Below are 16,315 nucleotides of genomic sequence, written 5' to 3'. Positions count from 1 at the left end.
GTAAACCTAAAAAATGGCGAAGCCTTTAAAACATGACCACCGTCAAAGACGGTGGTTTTTTAGACTGAAATAAAAACACTACACCTTATAGGGTATAAACACAGTAATTTTAAAATATTTACACCCACAAAGGTATAATTACATAATATTTCACTATATTGCACCCTTAAAGGTATAACATCATGAACTGGGATAGAGAAAATACAATTGCCCAATTTGTAAGGGATAGACGCAAAAAAGCAAATCTAACACAAGTAGAGTTATCAGACTTTACAGGTGTAGGCTTGCGTTTTGTACGCGAACTCGAACAGGGAAAACCAAATGTAATGACCGATAAAGTAAATCAGGTATTATTATTTTTTGGCCATACCTTAACACCAACACCTATAAGCGATGAGACAAGGAGAAATCTGGGTAAATAAAACGTTGGCAGGTATATTAACCGAAGGCGATAATGGCTATCATTTCAAATATGATAAAGCATACCTGGAAAATGAAAGTACATTAGCAGTGAGTTTGACGTTGCCATTACAAGAAGAACCGTTTAGTGCCGAATACCTATTCCCTTTCTTCGATGGTTTAATTCCGGAAGGTTGGTTATTAGACATCGCACATAAAAATTGGAAAATAAATCCAAGAGACCGCATGGGCTTATTATTAACCACATGTAGAGATTGTATTGGCAATATTAGCATTATAGAAAAAGTATGAACTATTGTTTAGCATGTCATAAAAAACTAGAAGATGGTGATATAAACTACCATCAAAACTGCCTAACAGCATTTTGGCAAGAAGACACGCCTGTACTACAATTAGACTTCGAAATGTCTCAAATCGAAGTCTTGGCAAAAGAAAACGTAGCACAACGTATCATTGTTACTGGTGTACAACCAAAATTATCATTAGGTTTTACACTAGAAAATGCTCAAAATAGGTTAACCATTGTAGGCGCATTAAATGGCAGGTATATTTTAAAACCACCATTTCAAAGGTACCCACAAATGCCAGAAATTGAAGCACTGTCTATGTTATTGGCACAAGCCTGCGGTATAGCAACAGTCCCTTTTTTATTAATCCCATTAAAAGATGGCACTTTAGCTTATTTAACCAAGCGCATAGATCGTACTGCCAATAATTATAAGTACCCAATGGAAGATGCCTGCCAATTCACAGAGCGACTTACAGAACATAAATACCGTGGTTCTTACGAGCAAATTGCAAAGGGCATTATAACCTATGCCCAAAACCCTTTACTGGATGCCGTAAAATTTTATGAGCAAGTTATTGTTTCTTTCCTTATTGGAAATAATGATATGCATTTAAAAAACTTTTCACTCATAGCAAAAGACAGTAAACACTATGCATTGGCACCAGCCTATGATATGGTAGCAGTTAAATTATTAATTCCAGAAGATCAAGAAGAATTAGCGCTAAACCTCAACGGAAAAAAGCGAAAAATTAAGCGTCTTGATTTTAACGAAGCTATGTCCAAAGCACAAATACCTACAAAAGCTATTGAAAACCTATGGAATCGTATAGAAAAGGGCATGGAACAATGGCAAGAACTAATTGCCTACAGCTTTTTAAGTGAAGAAAACAAAAGTACCCTATTAGCATTAATTGAAAATGGAGCAACACAATTAGAGCTGAAAAGTAGTTTATAAGCCTTAATTAATTTCAAAACACCGCAAGTACATTTTTATTCAAATAACGAATTCCCTTGTTGGCCAATGGTTCGTTTTGCATCTTCTACCATGTACATAGTTTTACAATTTGGACAGAAGAGGTAATACTCATAATAATAATTTTGTCCTGGTTTTCTCCGCTGAAAAAGTCGTCAAAAGACACTTTAAAAGTCAAAACCCTTTAAACATTACGTTTAGAGTTTTTTTTGATTTTTGACCATTTTCAAAAAGAACTTAAAAGCACATAGAACAGTTACCTTATGGGTTACCCAATCGTATTTTAGGTTCAATTCCAAATCTAAGGTAAATCTTTTATTGTCGATTATTAAAGATACACCTAATATAGATAGCTTCCATTCTTCAAAATTTAAGCTTAAACATAAACAATTACCAAAGATTATTTTTCGCTTTTCCTTTGTGACTTTTTTAAATCAAAAATCATTTTTCAACTGATATGATATTTATCATTTTTTAAACTCTTGTTGTATCTGAACTTTGCGTCATAATTAAAACCTAAAATTATGAACCCAAATAAAAAAATGTACAAAAGAGTTTTAAGCTTGATGGCTCTTTTTGTTTTAACAACTCATTTAATTCAAGCCCAACAATTCAATTTAACAAACAAAGAATCTACACTAACTGTTTTAGGAACTTCAAGTTTACACGATTGGCATATTACTGCCGAACAACAAAGCGGGAAAATAGTTTTTAAAAACCTTGAAGCTGGCGAGATTGACAAATGCAATATTGATATTGTGGCTGAAAGTTTAAAGAGTGGCAAATCCAGCATGGACAAGAATACTTATAAAGCTTTAAACACCAGCAGCTATAAAACCATTTCTTTTCAATTAATCAACGTTAAAGAAGTCGCAAACAAAGGAAATGGCAAATTCACATTAAAAACCGAAGGCGATCTAAGCATTTCGGGGGTTAAAAAACGAATCCCATTAGAGTTTTCACTAAGCATTGTAGATGGTAAAATAACACTTACAGGTGAAAAGAAAATTAAAATGACTGACTTTAAAATAGACCCCCCAAAGGCCTTGTTAGGCACTATTACCACAGGCGATGATATCACAATTAAATTTTCAACCATATTCAAATAACCAAACAATAAAAATTAAAAAATAGAAATTATGAAAGCAATATTAAAAAAAGTAACACTTTTAGGAATTATATTAACAGGGTTCAGTTTATATGCCCAAAACAGAGATTTAGATAATTATAGACAACCAGACCAAAGAGGTGTTGGTGTATTTGAAGCACCAAAGGATACTATATCAACATTTGATGGTGTACAAGTTAGAGTAGGTGGAGCATCCACATTGCAATTTCAAGCTTTAGATCACGAAAATTCAGGAGCCGTTCCTTTAGCAGAATTAGGATCTAACTTCAACCTAGCTACTGCAAACTTAGATTTAGATGTAGTTCTTTATGATGGTGTTAGAATGCACTTACGTACATATTTATCTTCTCGTCACCATCCAGAACCTTATGTTAAAGGTGGATATTTTCAAATTGATAAATTAGATTTTATTAGTGAAGGCTTTTTAAGTGACTTCATGAAACATACCACAATTAAAATAGGACATATGGAAAACAACTATGGTGATGCACATTTTAGAAGAAGTGATAATGCACAAGCTATTTATAACCCATTTGTAGGAAACTTAATTATGGATGCTTTTACAACTGAAGTTGGTGCAGAAGTTTACTACCGTTGTAATAGTGGATTATTCGGAATGGTTGGTTTTTCTAATGGCAAATTAAATCAATCAACAGTTAAAAATGATGCGAACGGCGCTTCTTTCTTGGCCAAATTAGGTTATGATAAACAAATTAGTGATGATTTAAGATTAAGAGTAACAGGGTCTCTTTACAATACAGGAAGTGTAGCTAGTTCTTATTTATACAGTGCAGATAGAGCAGGGTCACGATATTACCATGTAATGGAGGCTGCCGCAGCTACTAGTGATAATTTTAGATCAGGACGATTTAATCCTAACTTTGGAAATAAAGTAACGGCAATTATGTTTAATCCATTTATTAAATATAAAGGATTAGAGTTTTTTGGTACAGTTGAAATGGCTGATGGTAGAAAACATTCTGAAGTAGATAGAAAAAGTGCAGACCAATTTGCTGGAGAGTTAATTTACAGATTTGGACAAAATGAGAACTTCTATATAGGTGGAAGATATAATACAGTTAGCTCAGAGGATGTAGATATTAAAAGAAGACAGTTTGGTGCTGGTTGGTTTATGACCAAAAACATCTTAATGAAAGCAGAATATGTAAAGCAAACTTATGATGGATATGCTGTTGGAAATGTATTAGAAGATGGTGAATTTAATGGATTGATGTTGGAAGCTGTTATAAGTTTCTAAACCAATTTGAATTAGTAAAATAACAAATAAGCAAACCTCATTTTTAAATTTAAATGAGGTTTGCTTTTAAAAAAAGCATTACATTATTAATAGTTAAATAACAATACCATGAAAAGATTAATTTTCATCTTATCATTTCTTTTATTGGTTTCTTTTTCTAATAGAAATGTATTAAAGCATAGTACATCTGTACTTATTACCCCAAAAAGCGAATTGTATATTAATGGCACCAGCAATGTTACCAACTTTAAATGCATCTACGGCATAAAAAATATAGACGCACCCATTCCTGTTCATTATGAAAGTATTAATAATGTTATACGTTTTGAAAAAACGATGTTAATTTTAGAAAACAATGGTTTTGATTGTGGAGGAAAAGGAATCAACAGAGATTTTCATGGATTGTTAAAGTCTGATATTTACCCAAAAATCACACTCAAATTAAAAGAAATCAGACTATGTCCAAACAAAAAGAATACCGCCGATGCCTTAATTGAAATAGAAATAGCGGGAAAGTCTCAATCATACCATATGAAAACAGAATACTCTAAAGACCAAAATTTGATAATTAATGGTAAACTTAAATTGAACATTAAAGACTTCAACCTTGAAGCACCAAAAAAAATGCTAGGTTTAATTGTAGTATCTGAAAATATCGAAATTAACTTTAAATTAGTTCTTCAGAACTGTTAAATATGTTTTTATTCAATCTTTTGAACTGTTTAAAAAAAATGCCGCTTATTTTAAGCGACAGTTTATACTTCAACTATTCTAATAGTTCCACTAAAAGCTAAAATTCAAAAGAAGAAAAAAATAATATATTAAGAATCTCTCTTTTTTCCAGTCATTTCCTCTATTTCAATCAAAAAAACAATAGCACTACCTTCTTCATTCACTTTACTTGAAAACTCGTAAATAAAATCCAACTCTGTTTGTTCCTTCTCTAGAATAACATCTTTTACACCTAAAGAAAATTTATGTAAATAAGCTTTAGCATTGCTTCCAAAATGCTGTACAAATTTTCCATGTACTAATACTGATTTCCAATTGTTTACTGTATTTATAGCACTTACCTGGAGACAAACCTCTTTGTTTATCCTCAAAGCATTCATTTTATGCCCATCACCTGAGTAACAAATTATAGCATTTTTCTCTTTATCAAAATAATAAGTAATTGGTACTACATAAGGCCGGTTTCGATAAACGTAACCTAATTGGCCAACATAATTATTCTCCAAAATAAATCTCATTTCCTTCTCTTCAATATTCTGTATCATCTGTTTGATTTTTTAGTTCATAATTTTTACAATTGATTTTTACGGATAAGTGGTCGTTAAAAATCATTTTCCCTATTTTTGTTATAAAATTACTGGTAAACTAAATTCTTTCCAATGATAAATGTCAGCTTAACAGCATTTATTAAAATAGATTAGTTTACAAAAAACATTAAACCATTGTTTCACTTTATCACAATTTACGCCTAATATATGTTTAATAAAGAACAAGATGTTTTTAATGTTTTATTAGGTTCGGTTTCTGAAGGTGTTATAGTGGTTGATGCGCTTCAAAACATTACAGAAACCAATGCCTCTACAGACAAGATGTTTGGTTACGACCGTCGGGAACTTATTGGGCAACATCTTAATGTATTAATACCAAACAACTACCACCCTACCCACGCTGCACACTTTACAGGTTTTATGAAAGACCAAGAGCGCCGCCAAATGGGACACGGCAGGGATATTTTTGGAAAGCGTAAAGATGGAAGCACATTTCCGGTAGAAGCAGGACTAAATCCTTTTCAGTTAGATGGCAAGAACTTTGTTATGGCTTTGGTTATAGATATTTCGGTTAGGAAGGAACAGGAACGAAAAATAACTGAGTTAAATGCAGAACTTGAATTAAAAATTGAAAAACGTACTAAGGAGCTGAACGATTCTGTATTGCAATTAAAATCGTTAAACAAAGAACTTCATAAAGAAAACAAACGACGGATTGAAGCTGAAAACAAAACTAAAAAAGCGCTTCAAAGAGAAATTGAATTAAACGAGCTTAAAACAAAATTCCTGTCACTGGTATCCCATGAGTTTAAAACGCCTTTAAGTGGTATTTTAACTTCTGCCATGTTATTGGGCAAATACCAATTATCAGAGCAACAGGAAAGACGCGATAAGCATATTAAAACCATTACAGAAAAAGTACATTACCTCAACAACATACTTAACGATTTTCTTTCTTTGGAAAAACTGGAGCTTGGAAAAGTAGGCTATAAACTTTCAAACTTCAAGATCAGTAAAATTGTTAATGAGGTGGTTTATAATGCCAACATGCTTTTAAAAGAAGGCCAACAAATAAAATATCCCGAGCATATTGATGATTTATCATTAACTCAAGACGAAAAAATAATGGAACTGGCGTTATCCAATTTAATTCATAACGCCATAAAATATTCGCCCGATCATTCCATTATCAATCTAGAAATTAAACAAAACAGTACACAAACCACTTTTAAAGTGATAGATAACGGTATGGGCATTCCTGAAAATGACCAGAAAAATATTTTTAATCGTTATTTTAGAGCTGAAAATGCTTTGTTAACCCATGGCACAGGCATTGGGCTAAATATTGTACAAACACATTTAGAAAATTTAGGCGGCCACATTTCATTTGAAAGTGAAGAAAACAAAGGATCAACTTTTACCATAACCATACCAAACCAATTTAACCCATGAAACGCTTACTACTTATAGAAGATGATGCTATTTTAAGAGAGAACACTGCTGAATTGTTAGAGCTTTCTAATTTTGAAGTGATAACAGCTCCTAATGGAAAAATTGGTATTGAAGTGGCAAAAAAACAACTTCCAGATATTGTAGTTTGCGATATTATGATGCCAGAAATTGATGGCTATGGCGTACTAGAAGCATTATCCAAAGACACTACAACACGTTTCATCCCTTTCATCTTTCTTTCGGCCAAAACCGAACGTAAAGATGTTAGAAAAGGTATGGATATGGGTGCGGACGATTACATTACCAAACCTTTTACCGAAGATGAGCTTATAAGCGCCATAGATAGTAGGTTGGCAAAAGTTGCTATTTTAAAGGAAGAGCATGAGCTGTTAAAAAACAATAGCATTCATGTTGAAGATGAGTTACGCACCCTAAACGACCTTAAAAACTTCTTTGAAGATAATGGCCAGCACTTTTCATTTGAAAAAGGCGACACCATTTATGAAGAAGGCCAAAACAGCAACTATATTTATTTAATTAGCAGAGGTGCCGCAAAATGTTATAAGTTTGATGAACAAGGCAAAGAATTAACTACCGCACTGCATACTGAAGATGATTTGTTTGGATACACGTCTTTTATCCAAAATATACCATACCAAGAAACTGCTATTGCTATAAAATCGTTAGAGTTGGTTGGTATTTCAAAAGAACAGCTTAAAGATGTATTGAACAACAACCATAAAGTAACTTTAGAGCTGATTCAATTGCTAACGGACGATTTAACAAACATTAAAGACCAACTCCTGCAAATGGCGTATAGTTCCGTGAATAAAAAAACCGCAAATACTATTTTAAAATTTGCTGAAAAAATGAATCGCCAACCCCATGATACCATTAAAATTTCAAGGAACGATTTAGCCAGTACCGCAGGTATAGCCACGGAATCTTTAATTCGAACACTTTCAAGTTTTAAAAAATCGGGATTGATTGATATTGATGGACGCACCATTAAAATTTTAGATATTCAAAAACTAAAAGACATACAATAGGCCAATTTTCCTTAAATTGGCAAACATGACGATTATCATTTTTTAAAACATGCTGTAATTATAGCTTTGTATCATTATAAGGCCTAATTACAATGAAGCACATTTTATTGCCAACAGATTTTTCTGATAATTCATGGAATGCTATAGTGTATGCTATTCATTTTTATGAAAAAATGGATTGTCATTTTTATCTGTTACATATAGATAAAGCAAGTGCTATTAGCACAACACCTTCTGTTTACGGGGTTTCTGTAGATGTGGTAAGCTCTACTTACATAGCTAATTCCAAAGAACAATTAAAATATTTCATCAAGCGCATAACCCAACAATTTCCTAAAAACAATTCACACAAATTTTTCACACTTTCAGACACGGGCTCTTTTATTGAAACCATAAGAAGACATGTTTATGAAAAAAAAATTGACACCATTGTTATGGGTACCAAAGGTGCCACAGGATTAAAAAAAATATTAATTGGTAGTAATGCCGGCGACGTAATAACAAAAGTAAAGTGTACAGCACTCATAATTCCAGAGAATGCTAAATACACTCAAATTAAAGAAATTGCATTCCCTACAGATTACTCATTATCTTATGAAATTGGACATTTACAACCTATTGCCGAAATTTTAGAACGTTACCAATCGGCCTTAAGAGTGGTGCACATTAGTAAGAAAATCGATGCGTTAAGCGCAACACAACAGCGAAACAAAGACTTGTTGGAAGAGTATTTTACGCAATACACCAAAAGCTTCCATCAGTTAACCAATTCTAAAATTGAAGAGGCCATACAATGCTTTGTTGAAAGCCGAAACACCAACATGATTACCATGATAGCTAAGAACTTAAACTACTTTCAACAAATTCTTTTTCATTCAAAAATTAAAAACATTAGCTACCATACCGACGTTCCTTTTTTGGTAATGCATGATAAATAAAACATATAAACTACAACAGATTTTTTTGTTAGAGTTAAAATTAAAAAAAATGGAAACCATGCATACTTCTTTAGTAAATAAATACAATATTGCAGGCCCTAGATACACCAGCTACCCTACTGTACCCTATTGGAATAACGAATCGTTTTCATTAAAAAACTGGAAAAACTCACTCATTCAATCTTTTAATGAAAGCAATACCGAAGAAGGTATTAGCCTATACATACACTTACCATTTTGCGAAAGTTTATGCACTTTTTGCGGTTGTAACAAACGCATTACAAAACGCCACGAAGTAGAATTGCCATACATTAATGCGGTATTAAAAGAATGGGAATTATATTGTGAGTTATTCGATACCAAGCCACTAATAAAAGAGTTGCATTTAGGCGGCGGAACACCAACTTTCTTTTCTCCAAAGAATTTAAATTTACTAATTACTGGTATTTTGAACAAAGCAATACTAGCTGAAGATTATGATTTTAGTTTTGAAGGGCACCCTAACAACACCACAAAGTTTCACCTACAAACCTTGTTCGATTTAGGTTTTAGACGCGTTAGCTTCGGGGTTCAAGATTATAATGATACCGTACAAAAAGCCATTCATCGCATACAGCCTTTTGAAAACGTAAAACGTGTAACCGAAGAAGCAAGACAAATAGGATATACTTCAGTGGGGCACGACCTTATTTTTGGATTACCTTTTCAAACCATTGCGCATATAAAAGAAACCATTAACAAAACCAACCAATTAAAACCAGACCGTATTGCTTTTTACAGCTATGCCCATGTACCTTGGATAAAAGGCAACGGACAACGCGGATTTAATGATGACGATTTACCATCGGCCAAAACCAAACGCCAACAATACGAACTGGGAAAATCACTATTAGCAGAAGCAGGATATAAAGATATTGGCATGGACCATTTTGCTTTAAAAAGCGATTCATTGTTCAAATCTATGCAAAACAAAACCTTACACAGAAACTTTATGGGCTATACCGCATCAAAAACCAAGGCCATGATTGGGCTTGGGGTTTCTTCCATAAGCGATAGTTGGTATGGGTTTTCGCAAAATGTAAAAGGCCTTGAAGAATATTACAATTTAATAAATCACAATATCATCCCTGTATATAGAGGTCATATTTTAAATAATGAAGACCTCATCATTAGAAAACACATCCTAAATTTAATGTGCCAATTTGAAACATCTTGGGTACAAGATGCGTTATATTTTAATGAACTTCCCGAAGTTTTAATTCGGTTAAAAGAAATGGAAGCAGATGGTTTACTCCATATACATTCAAATGCTATTGAAGTAACCACCAAAGGCCAACCATTTGTTAGAAACATTTGTATGGCTTTCGATTTATTGTTACAACGAAAACAACCGGACACCCAGCTGTTTTCAATGACTATTTAATTTAAAACATAAAAAAGATGAAAAAAATTATTGTACCTGTCGATTTTTCAGAACATTCAGAATACGCCTTACTTGCAGCTGCTAAACTTGCTAAAAAATACAATGCCGAGGTGCTGGTATTGCACATGCTAGAAATGTCCGATATTATGCTAACGGCATCCGATGGTCTTCAATATGAAAAAGCAGCTTATTTTTTCAAATTATCTGAACAAAAATTTGAAGATTTTTTAAAAAAAGATTATTTAGTAGGCGTGAAAGTAACACCAATTATTAAGCATTTTAAAGTTTTTAGCGAAGTTAATGATGTGGCTCAAAAAAATGATGCCGACCTTATTGTCATGGGGTCTCATGGCACTAGTGGTTTTAAAGAATTTTTTGTTGGTTCCAACACCGAACGTGTCGTTAGAAATGCAGATATTCCCGTATTGGTTGTAAAGAACAAGTTAGAGGATATTAATTTTGAATCGGTAGTATTTGCTTGCGATTTTACAGAAGAAGCCATCAAACCGTACAAGAACGCCATTAAATTGTTCGAGAAGATGAATTCAAAAATATATTTTGTCTATGTGAATTTACCCAACGAGCGTTTCAAAACTTCTATAGAAATTGAAAAAAATGTGGTTAATTTTTTCACCAAAGCCGAAAAGGATTTGGACAAAATGAACAACGTACATTATGTATCAGACTATACCGTTGAAGAAGGCGTTATAAACTTTGCATTAAAGGTAGGAGCCGATATTATTGCCATACCCACACATGGCAAAACAGGATTGGCACACTTTTTAGAAGGAAGCATTGGTGAAGACGTTGCAAACCATGCCAACTTACCAGTTATTACATTTAAAATTTAATAGTTTAAAACTCAAGAAAAGGTATGATTTAATAATTATCTTACCTTTTCTTAATTTATTCCAAAGAAGGCGATAATATATTAAACAAGTTTGCCTTTGTACTCAAAAAATCATTTTCTAGTTGAATAGCCTTTAACTTAACATCAATTAATTTTGATTCTCTAGAGTTTACCAAAAACAACGAACTTTCACCCAAAAAAAGCTTTCGCTCTTCGGCAGTAAGCATCGTACGGTAGTCTTTCACAATAGTTTCAATATAATTGTTTTGCAAAATATATGAATCCAATTCTTGATTTACAGCATCAATTTTATTTTTTAGAGCAACTCGTGTTGAGTTTATTTCCAATTCGGTATTCAATAATTTAAGTTTGGCTAGTTTTAATTCAGCACGTTCTTTTCTTAAAAATAATGGAAAGCTAACATTAACTCCCGTTTTATAAGCTGACGTACTAAACGACTGTGTAACTTCAGGTGTTTGAGATAAAAAGTTGTATTGCAAATCTATTTTAGGTAACAAATTGTTTAACTGCAATCTTTTTTCCAATGTTAAACTTTGGGACTTGTAACCCAAAGATTGAAGTTTTGGATGATTTTCTAAATTTATGTCTCCAATATCTAATGCTGATGTATTGAGTACTCCATCAACGGTTTCTAAAGTATTTGTATCAGGAATGATATGGTCTTTTATTTCAATAGGGGTGTTGTCGTTAAGCCATAAATAATTTGATAGTTCCAAAGAAGCTTTAAGGTATTTTATACGCGATTTTTCAAGATTTAATTTTCGGTCGTTTAATGCTATACGAGCTTCTAAAGTATCAATAGCCGACATTTCGCCCACTTCAAAATTCTTTTTAATGCCACTAAAACGCTGTTGTGCATTTGCAAGAAAACTTTCATAAAGCTGTTTTTCATTGTAGGTTTTAAGCCAATTAAAGTAAGTTAATGTGGCCTCATAAAGAATGCTGTTTACCAAAAGCTGCCTGTCAACTTGTGCTTGTTTTACAAATAATTTTCCTTGTTTTAGCATGGTCATACGCTTATTCGTCAAAAGACCTTGTGCCACAGATAACGACACACCAACACTGTACAATCCATCCTCTGGAAGTGTAGATTCGGGGTTTAAATACACCCCATCGTTTTCTTCAAAGTTTCCTTTTATTTCAACCCCATACCAAGTTGGTATTTTAAACGAAGCATTTAACTTATCATAATACTCGGTATTTTTAAACTTTTTCCTATCGTAATCAACTTCGAATTTGGGGTCGAATGCACCTCTAGCCTTCATAAGTTTAGCTTCGCTTTCCTTAATTACTAGGTTAGCTTGTTTAACAATTGGGTGATAGGTTTTTACATAACCTAAATATTCAGCTAATGATATAGTAGATGTACTGTCTTGGGCAAAACCTATATTGCTTATCAATAACCATATTACAAGTATAAAAGCCCTCATTATTTTTTATCTTTTAAAGCTGTTTGGGGTTGGTAATAGTTTGGGGGGAAACTATTAATCTGTCTCCACAATTCAAACCAAATTGGCACATCTTCCAACAAGGCTATGGTTTGTGCGCCAGAGCCAATTCTTATAGCCTCTGGCCATTTTTCAGCATTTGGATCGGGAGCCAATAGAATTCGATATTTGCCATTTTCACTAATAAAATTCTCTATAGCCACTATTTTAGCTCCATATGTTCCATAAGACACATTGGGCCAACCGCTAAAAACTATGGCTGGCCAACCATCAAATTGTACACGAACTTTGTCACCAATATGTAAAAGTGGTAAGTCAATAGGCCTTACAAAAGTTTCTACAGCCAAATCGTAATTCGATGGCATGATACTAACCAATTTATCTCCTTCTTTAAAAGTAACACCTATACCTCCTGTAAGCGCCTTGTTTATATAACCGTTTTGAGGAGCGGTAACATACAGCAAATCATTTCGCATTTTGTAATTGGTGTATTCATTTTCTAATTTTGAAACTTGTGCTTCAGAGTCAAATTGGCTTGATTGCGCGGTGAAGATATCACTTTGTGCTTTCGATATTTTATCGGTATACTCTGCGTTTATACGTGATAACTCTATCTTGGCATTTAATATATCGTTTTTACTAGCCAAATATTTATTTTCTTGGGCAATAAGCTTAGCTTGGGCTTCTTGTAATTTTAAACGCTTTTCTTCCACATCTTTTACGGCTTTTAAACCTTCATTTTGCAATGTTTGAACACGATCAAATTGCCTTTCTGCTATACCTATATTGGTTTTTGCCGCTTCTAAATCTATACTATCACTCTTTACTTTAAGATGTGCCTGAATTAATTTGTTTTTGCTCTGTTCTATTTTTAGTTTCTGCTCATTAAATAAGGCTGAAACTTGCCTGTTTAAAGCACTCACTTTTGATTGATAAGCATCTACCGATGATGCTTTTGCTGTAATTTGCTGATTAGTTCTTTCGGCTAGTTTATTGTCAAAGTATTCACTTTTTACCTCAGAAATCCTTAAAATAGTATCGCCTTTTTTCACAAAGTCTCCTTCTTGTACAAACCACTCTTCTATCCTTCCTGGTATTTGCGATTGTATGCTTTGTGGCCTTTGGTCAAGCTTTAAAGTTGTTACTTGCCCTTGCCCTGTAATATTCTGCGTCCATGGCAAAAAAAGAATTACAAAACCAATAATGGCAATAGCCAATAGGAATTTGTTGAATTTCTTGTAATAAGGAATATCAAAAACTGCTTTCGCTGATTTGTATTTTTTTAAATCTACTTTTTTGTTTAAACTATTATGAGATATGTTGAGCATGATTTATATTTTTTTAAAGGTAGCTTTTCCATTATCCAGTAAAATAAATTCGTCACATTTTTCCACCCAGTTTTTACTTGTACTAACAACAATTAAAGCCCAAGGTTGCGATTTATCGGTTAAATAATTAATAATACTTTTCATTTCAGATTGATTGAACCTATCTAATGGATCTTCTAACAGGAGAATTTTTGGCTCTTTTATAATGGCCCTAGCTAATATTATTTTTTTTGCAATGGTATATGGCAATTGACCTCCTTTTGGACTTATAATGGTTTGCAAACCCATATTCTGTTCTCTTATAAATTTGGTTAAGCCAACTTTGTCTAATATGTCGTAAATTTTTTCATCTGGAACATTAGGGTTTCCAAAAGTTAAATTTTCCCTTATTGTTCCTTCAAAAGGCGATTCTTCCAATAAAGACATCCCTAATTGAGTTCGATAGTGGTTTAAATACAAGCTACTAAGTGAAAGGTTGTTTACATATACATTTCCTGAAGTAGCCTTAGTAAGACCCAATATGATACGGAATAAGGTAGATTTTCCAGAACCACTTTCACCATTAACCAATATGCGGCTTTTTTGATTGATTTTAAATGATATGTTTTCTAAGATGGGCTTTTCTCTATTGGATACTTTATATGATACATTATCAAGTTCTATTTCCAAACCATCTTTAAACAAAGGTTGTTCACCTTCTTGTTTTTCCAAATCCTTATCAACTATTTGACCAATTTTTTCGATGGATGTAAGCACATCATAAAAAGGCTCCAAACCAAGTATTAATTTTTCAACCGAAGCTATAACTAGTAAAATGATAATTTCGGCCGCAACAAATTGCCCAATATTCATTTCTTGATTTAAAACCAATGCACCCCCAATTAGTAATAAGCTAGCTGTTACAATAACTTTAAAACTTACCATTTGAATAAATTGAAGCATTAAAATTTTAAAATGACTTTCTCTAGCTTCTAAATAATCGCTTACTAAATCATCGTTTTTGTTTAACCCTAAACTTGTACTTCCAGAAAGCTTAAAACTAACCACAGCACGTGCAATTTCTTGAATCCAATGAGCTACTTTATATTTGTGCTTAGATTCTTTCAAACTCGTTTCCATACCCTTTTTTGCGGTAAATTTAAAAACCACAAAAATCAACCCAAGCAAAAGGATTCCAAATACAATGAAAACGGGATGATAAAAAGACAGTAGGATTAGTGCAAATATAATTTGTAAAACGGCAGAAGGAACATCTATCAATATCTTCGATAATCCTTTTTGAATAGTTAAAGTATCGAAAAATCTATTTGCCAATTCAGGCGGGTAATAATTGCGTAATTCTTCCATCTTTATTTTAGGAAAACGGTATGCCAATTCAAAAGACGACCGCGTAAAAACCCGTTGTTGTATGGTTTCTATAATACGTAATTGCATAAGGTTTAATGCACCCGAAAAGGCAACTCCAATGGTAACTAAACTTACTAGAACAACCCAAGAAGTTGATATCTGTGCGCCTTGCAATAAATTAATAATTGCTTGGATTCCTAAAGGAAGGGATAAAGCAACAATACCCGAGAATATAGCATAATAAAATATCTGCAAAATATCTCTTCGTTCCAATTGCAATAAGCCTATTAAACGTTGCCAAGGAGTCATTGTAGATTGAGCCATATTTAGAGTTTTAAAACGTTTAAGGTTAAATTCACAAAAAAATCAGAAGGCATCACCTTTGAATTACAATCTGTTATAGTAGAAAAGTGGTCTTTCAAAAAGTGTTGGTGCAAACCGCCTTCCATAATTGTGCTTGCTAGTGATGAAGGAAATTGATAGTTAGGAGCCGCATTAATTATCATATCTCGCAAACGTTGTACAATACGTTTGTAAATAACAAAATAACCATCCTTGTTTTCTTGATCTACCTCTTTGGTTAAAAATGATTTTGAGTTTTCATTAATTATAACATTGTTAAGAGCAACCTTATTGATATGCATAAAGTTAGAATCTTCCACAGTTGTTCTGCTAAGAATTTCAATAGCTTTTATCAATTTTTCTTTATTGTTTGAAACTCCATGTGTTTCAATTACCAATTGATACTCAATCCATGCCCAGTACCAAGATGATAAATAAAGCAGTAATTTATGCTTACTTTCAAAATAGCGATAAATAGAACTTTCATTAGAACCTATATTTAAAGCTAATTTTTTAAAAGTAAAGGCATCAAATCCAATATCATCAATCAACGAAATGCTATTTTCAATAATGCGCTTTCCTAATTCAGACGATTCTGGATCTTTTATAAATATATTTTCTGGTACAGTAATCTTTAAACTGGATAGTAAGTTTTTCATAAATCAACTCATATTTACGCAAAGTTAATAGTAATACTATTAAAAATGAAAATAAAACTATCATTTAAATCAATATGAGATAAATAAAAACTATTGCTTTAAAATAATT

16 protein-coding genes and 1 pseudogene are annotated in these 16,315 nt (G+C 32.7%); 11 read left to right on the top strand and 6 right to left on the bottom strand.

The window, feature by feature from the left end; genetic code table 11:
* The first annotated feature begins 182 nt into the window (after positions 1-182).
* From ACGK9U_RS12540 to ACGK9U_RS12530, 3 genes are read left to right on the top strand one after another with little or no spacing between them, the layout of a single operon-like run.
* Complete coding sequence (locus ACGK9U_RS12540; protein ID WP_394466725.1) at positions 183-422, top strand: helix-turn-helix transcriptional regulator; 240 nt, start codon at positions 183-185, stop codon at positions 420-422.
* Positions 394-711 carry a HipA N-terminal domain-containing protein gene (locus ACGK9U_RS12535; RefSeq protein ID WP_394466724.1) on the top strand — a complete coding sequence of 106 codons (318 nt, stop codon included), beginning with the start codon at positions 394-396 and terminating at the stop codon, positions 709-711. The genes ACGK9U_RS12540 and ACGK9U_RS12535 overlap by 29 nt, the downstream gene beginning before the upstream one ends.
* Entirely contained in the window at positions 708-1,664 is a 957-nt protein-coding gene (locus ACGK9U_RS12530) for a HipA domain-containing protein (RefSeq protein ID WP_394466723.1), read from the top strand. Before ACGK9U_RS12535 ends, ACGK9U_RS12530 begins: the two co-directional genes overlap by 4 nt.
* A gap of 35 nt (positions 1,665-1,699) precedes the next feature.
* Here the strand turns inward: ACGK9U_RS12530 and ACGK9U_RS12525 are convergent.
* Positions 1,700-1,789 (bottom strand): annotated as a pseudogene (locus ACGK9U_RS12525) (MJ0042-type zinc finger domain-containing protein); the annotation flags it as partial.
* 417 nt (positions 1,790-2,206) lie between these two features.
* Here ACGK9U_RS12525 and ACGK9U_RS12520 point away from each other — a divergent pair.
* The 3 genes from ACGK9U_RS12520 to ACGK9U_RS12510 all read left to right on the top strand — a co-directional run bounded on the left by ACGK9U_RS12520 (position 2,207) and on the right by ACGK9U_RS12510 (position 4,762).
* Complete coding sequence (locus ACGK9U_RS12520; RefSeq protein ID WP_394466722.1) at positions 2,207-2,791, top strand: YceI family protein; 585 nt, start codon at positions 2,207-2,209, stop codon at positions 2,789-2,791.
* 30 nt (positions 2,792-2,821) lie between these two features.
* Entirely contained in the window at positions 2,822-4,069 is a 1,248-nt protein-coding gene (locus tag ACGK9U_RS12515; RefSeq protein ID WP_394466721.1) for a hypothetical protein, read from the top strand.
* A 108-nt stretch (positions 4,070-4,177) separates the two neighbouring features.
* Positions 4,178-4,762, top strand: a complete 585-nt coding sequence (locus ACGK9U_RS12510) for a hypothetical protein (RefSeq protein ID WP_394466720.1) — start codon at positions 4,178-4,180, stop codon at positions 4,760-4,762.
* A gap of 128 nt (positions 4,763-4,890) precedes the next feature.
* Here ACGK9U_RS12510 and ACGK9U_RS12505 read toward each other — a convergent pair whose 3' ends face one another.
* Positions 4,891-5,346 carry a pyridoxamine 5'-phosphate oxidase family protein gene (locus ACGK9U_RS12505; RefSeq protein WP_394466719.1) on the bottom strand — a complete coding sequence of 152 codons (456 nt, stop codon included), beginning with the start codon at positions 5,344-5,346 and terminating at the stop codon, positions 4,891-4,893.
* 210 nt (positions 5,347-5,556) lie between these two features.
* Between ACGK9U_RS12505 and ACGK9U_RS12500 the strand changes: the two genes are divergently transcribed.
* From ACGK9U_RS12500 to ACGK9U_RS12480, 5 genes are all read left to right on the top strand, one after another.
* Positions 5,557-6,801, top strand: coding sequence for an ATP-binding protein (locus ACGK9U_RS12500; RefSeq protein WP_394466718.1), 1,245 nt, complete (start codon positions 5,557-5,559; stop codon positions 6,799-6,801).
* Positions 6,798-7,850 (top strand): response regulator, encoded by a 1,053-nt coding sequence (locus ACGK9U_RS12495; RefSeq protein WP_394466717.1) that lies wholly within the window; start codon positions 6,798-6,800, stop codon positions 7,848-7,850. The genes ACGK9U_RS12500 and ACGK9U_RS12495 overlap by 4 nt, the downstream gene beginning before the upstream one ends.
* 92 nt (positions 7,851-7,942) lie before the next feature.
* The gene (locus tag ACGK9U_RS12490) at positions 7,943-8,788 is read left to right on the top strand and encodes a universal stress protein (RefSeq protein ID WP_394466716.1); all 846 of its coding nucleotides are present in this window, start codon (positions 7,943-7,945) and stop codon (positions 8,786-8,788) included.
* 58 nt (positions 8,789-8,846) lie between these two features.
* The gene (gene hemN, locus ACGK9U_RS12485; protein ID WP_394466715.1) at positions 8,847-10,211 is read left to right on the top strand and encodes an oxygen-independent coproporphyrinogen III oxidase; all 1,365 of its coding nucleotides are present in this window, start codon (positions 8,847-8,849) and stop codon (positions 10,209-10,211) included.
* A gap of 17 nt (positions 10,212-10,228) precedes the next feature.
* On the top strand, positions 10,229-11,062 hold the full coding sequence (locus tag ACGK9U_RS12480; RefSeq protein WP_394466714.1) for a universal stress protein: 834 nt from the start codon (positions 10,229-10,231) through the stop codon (positions 11,060-11,062).
* Between the two features lie 55 nt (positions 11,063-11,117).
* Here ACGK9U_RS12480 and ACGK9U_RS12475 read toward each other — a convergent pair whose 3' ends face one another.
* From ACGK9U_RS12475 to ACGK9U_RS12460, 4 genes are read right to left on the bottom strand one after another with little or no spacing between them, the layout of a single operon-like run.
* Positions 11,118-12,512, bottom strand: coding sequence for a TolC family protein (locus tag ACGK9U_RS12475; RefSeq protein ID WP_394466713.1), 1,395 nt, complete (start codon positions 12,510-12,512; stop codon positions 11,118-11,120).
* Complete coding sequence (locus tag ACGK9U_RS12470; RefSeq protein WP_394466712.1) at positions 12,512-13,858, bottom strand: HlyD family secretion protein; 1,347 nt, start codon at positions 13,856-13,858, stop codon at positions 12,512-12,514. The genes ACGK9U_RS12475 and ACGK9U_RS12470 overlap by 1 nt, the downstream gene beginning before the upstream one ends.
* Before the next feature lie 3 nt (positions 13,859-13,861).
* Positions 13,862-15,529: a peptidase domain-containing ABC transporter gene (locus tag ACGK9U_RS12465; RefSeq protein ID WP_394466711.1), complete on the bottom strand. Its 1,668-nt coding sequence runs from the start codon at positions 15,527-15,529 to the stop codon at positions 13,862-13,864.
* Between the two features lie 2 nt (positions 15,530-15,531).
* Complete coding sequence (locus ACGK9U_RS12460; RefSeq protein ID WP_394466710.1) at positions 15,532-16,206, bottom strand: TetR/AcrR family transcriptional regulator; 675 nt, start codon at positions 16,204-16,206, stop codon at positions 15,532-15,534.
* Positions 16,207-16,315: the final 109 nt, after the last annotated feature.

It is taken from the genome of Mariniflexile sp. HNIBRBA6329 (assembly GCF_043558645.1).
Lineage (GTDB): Bacteria > Bacteroidota > Bacteroidia > Flavobacteriales > Flavobacteriaceae > Mariniflexile.
This window is presented reverse-complemented; position numbering and strand designations above follow the sequence as displayed.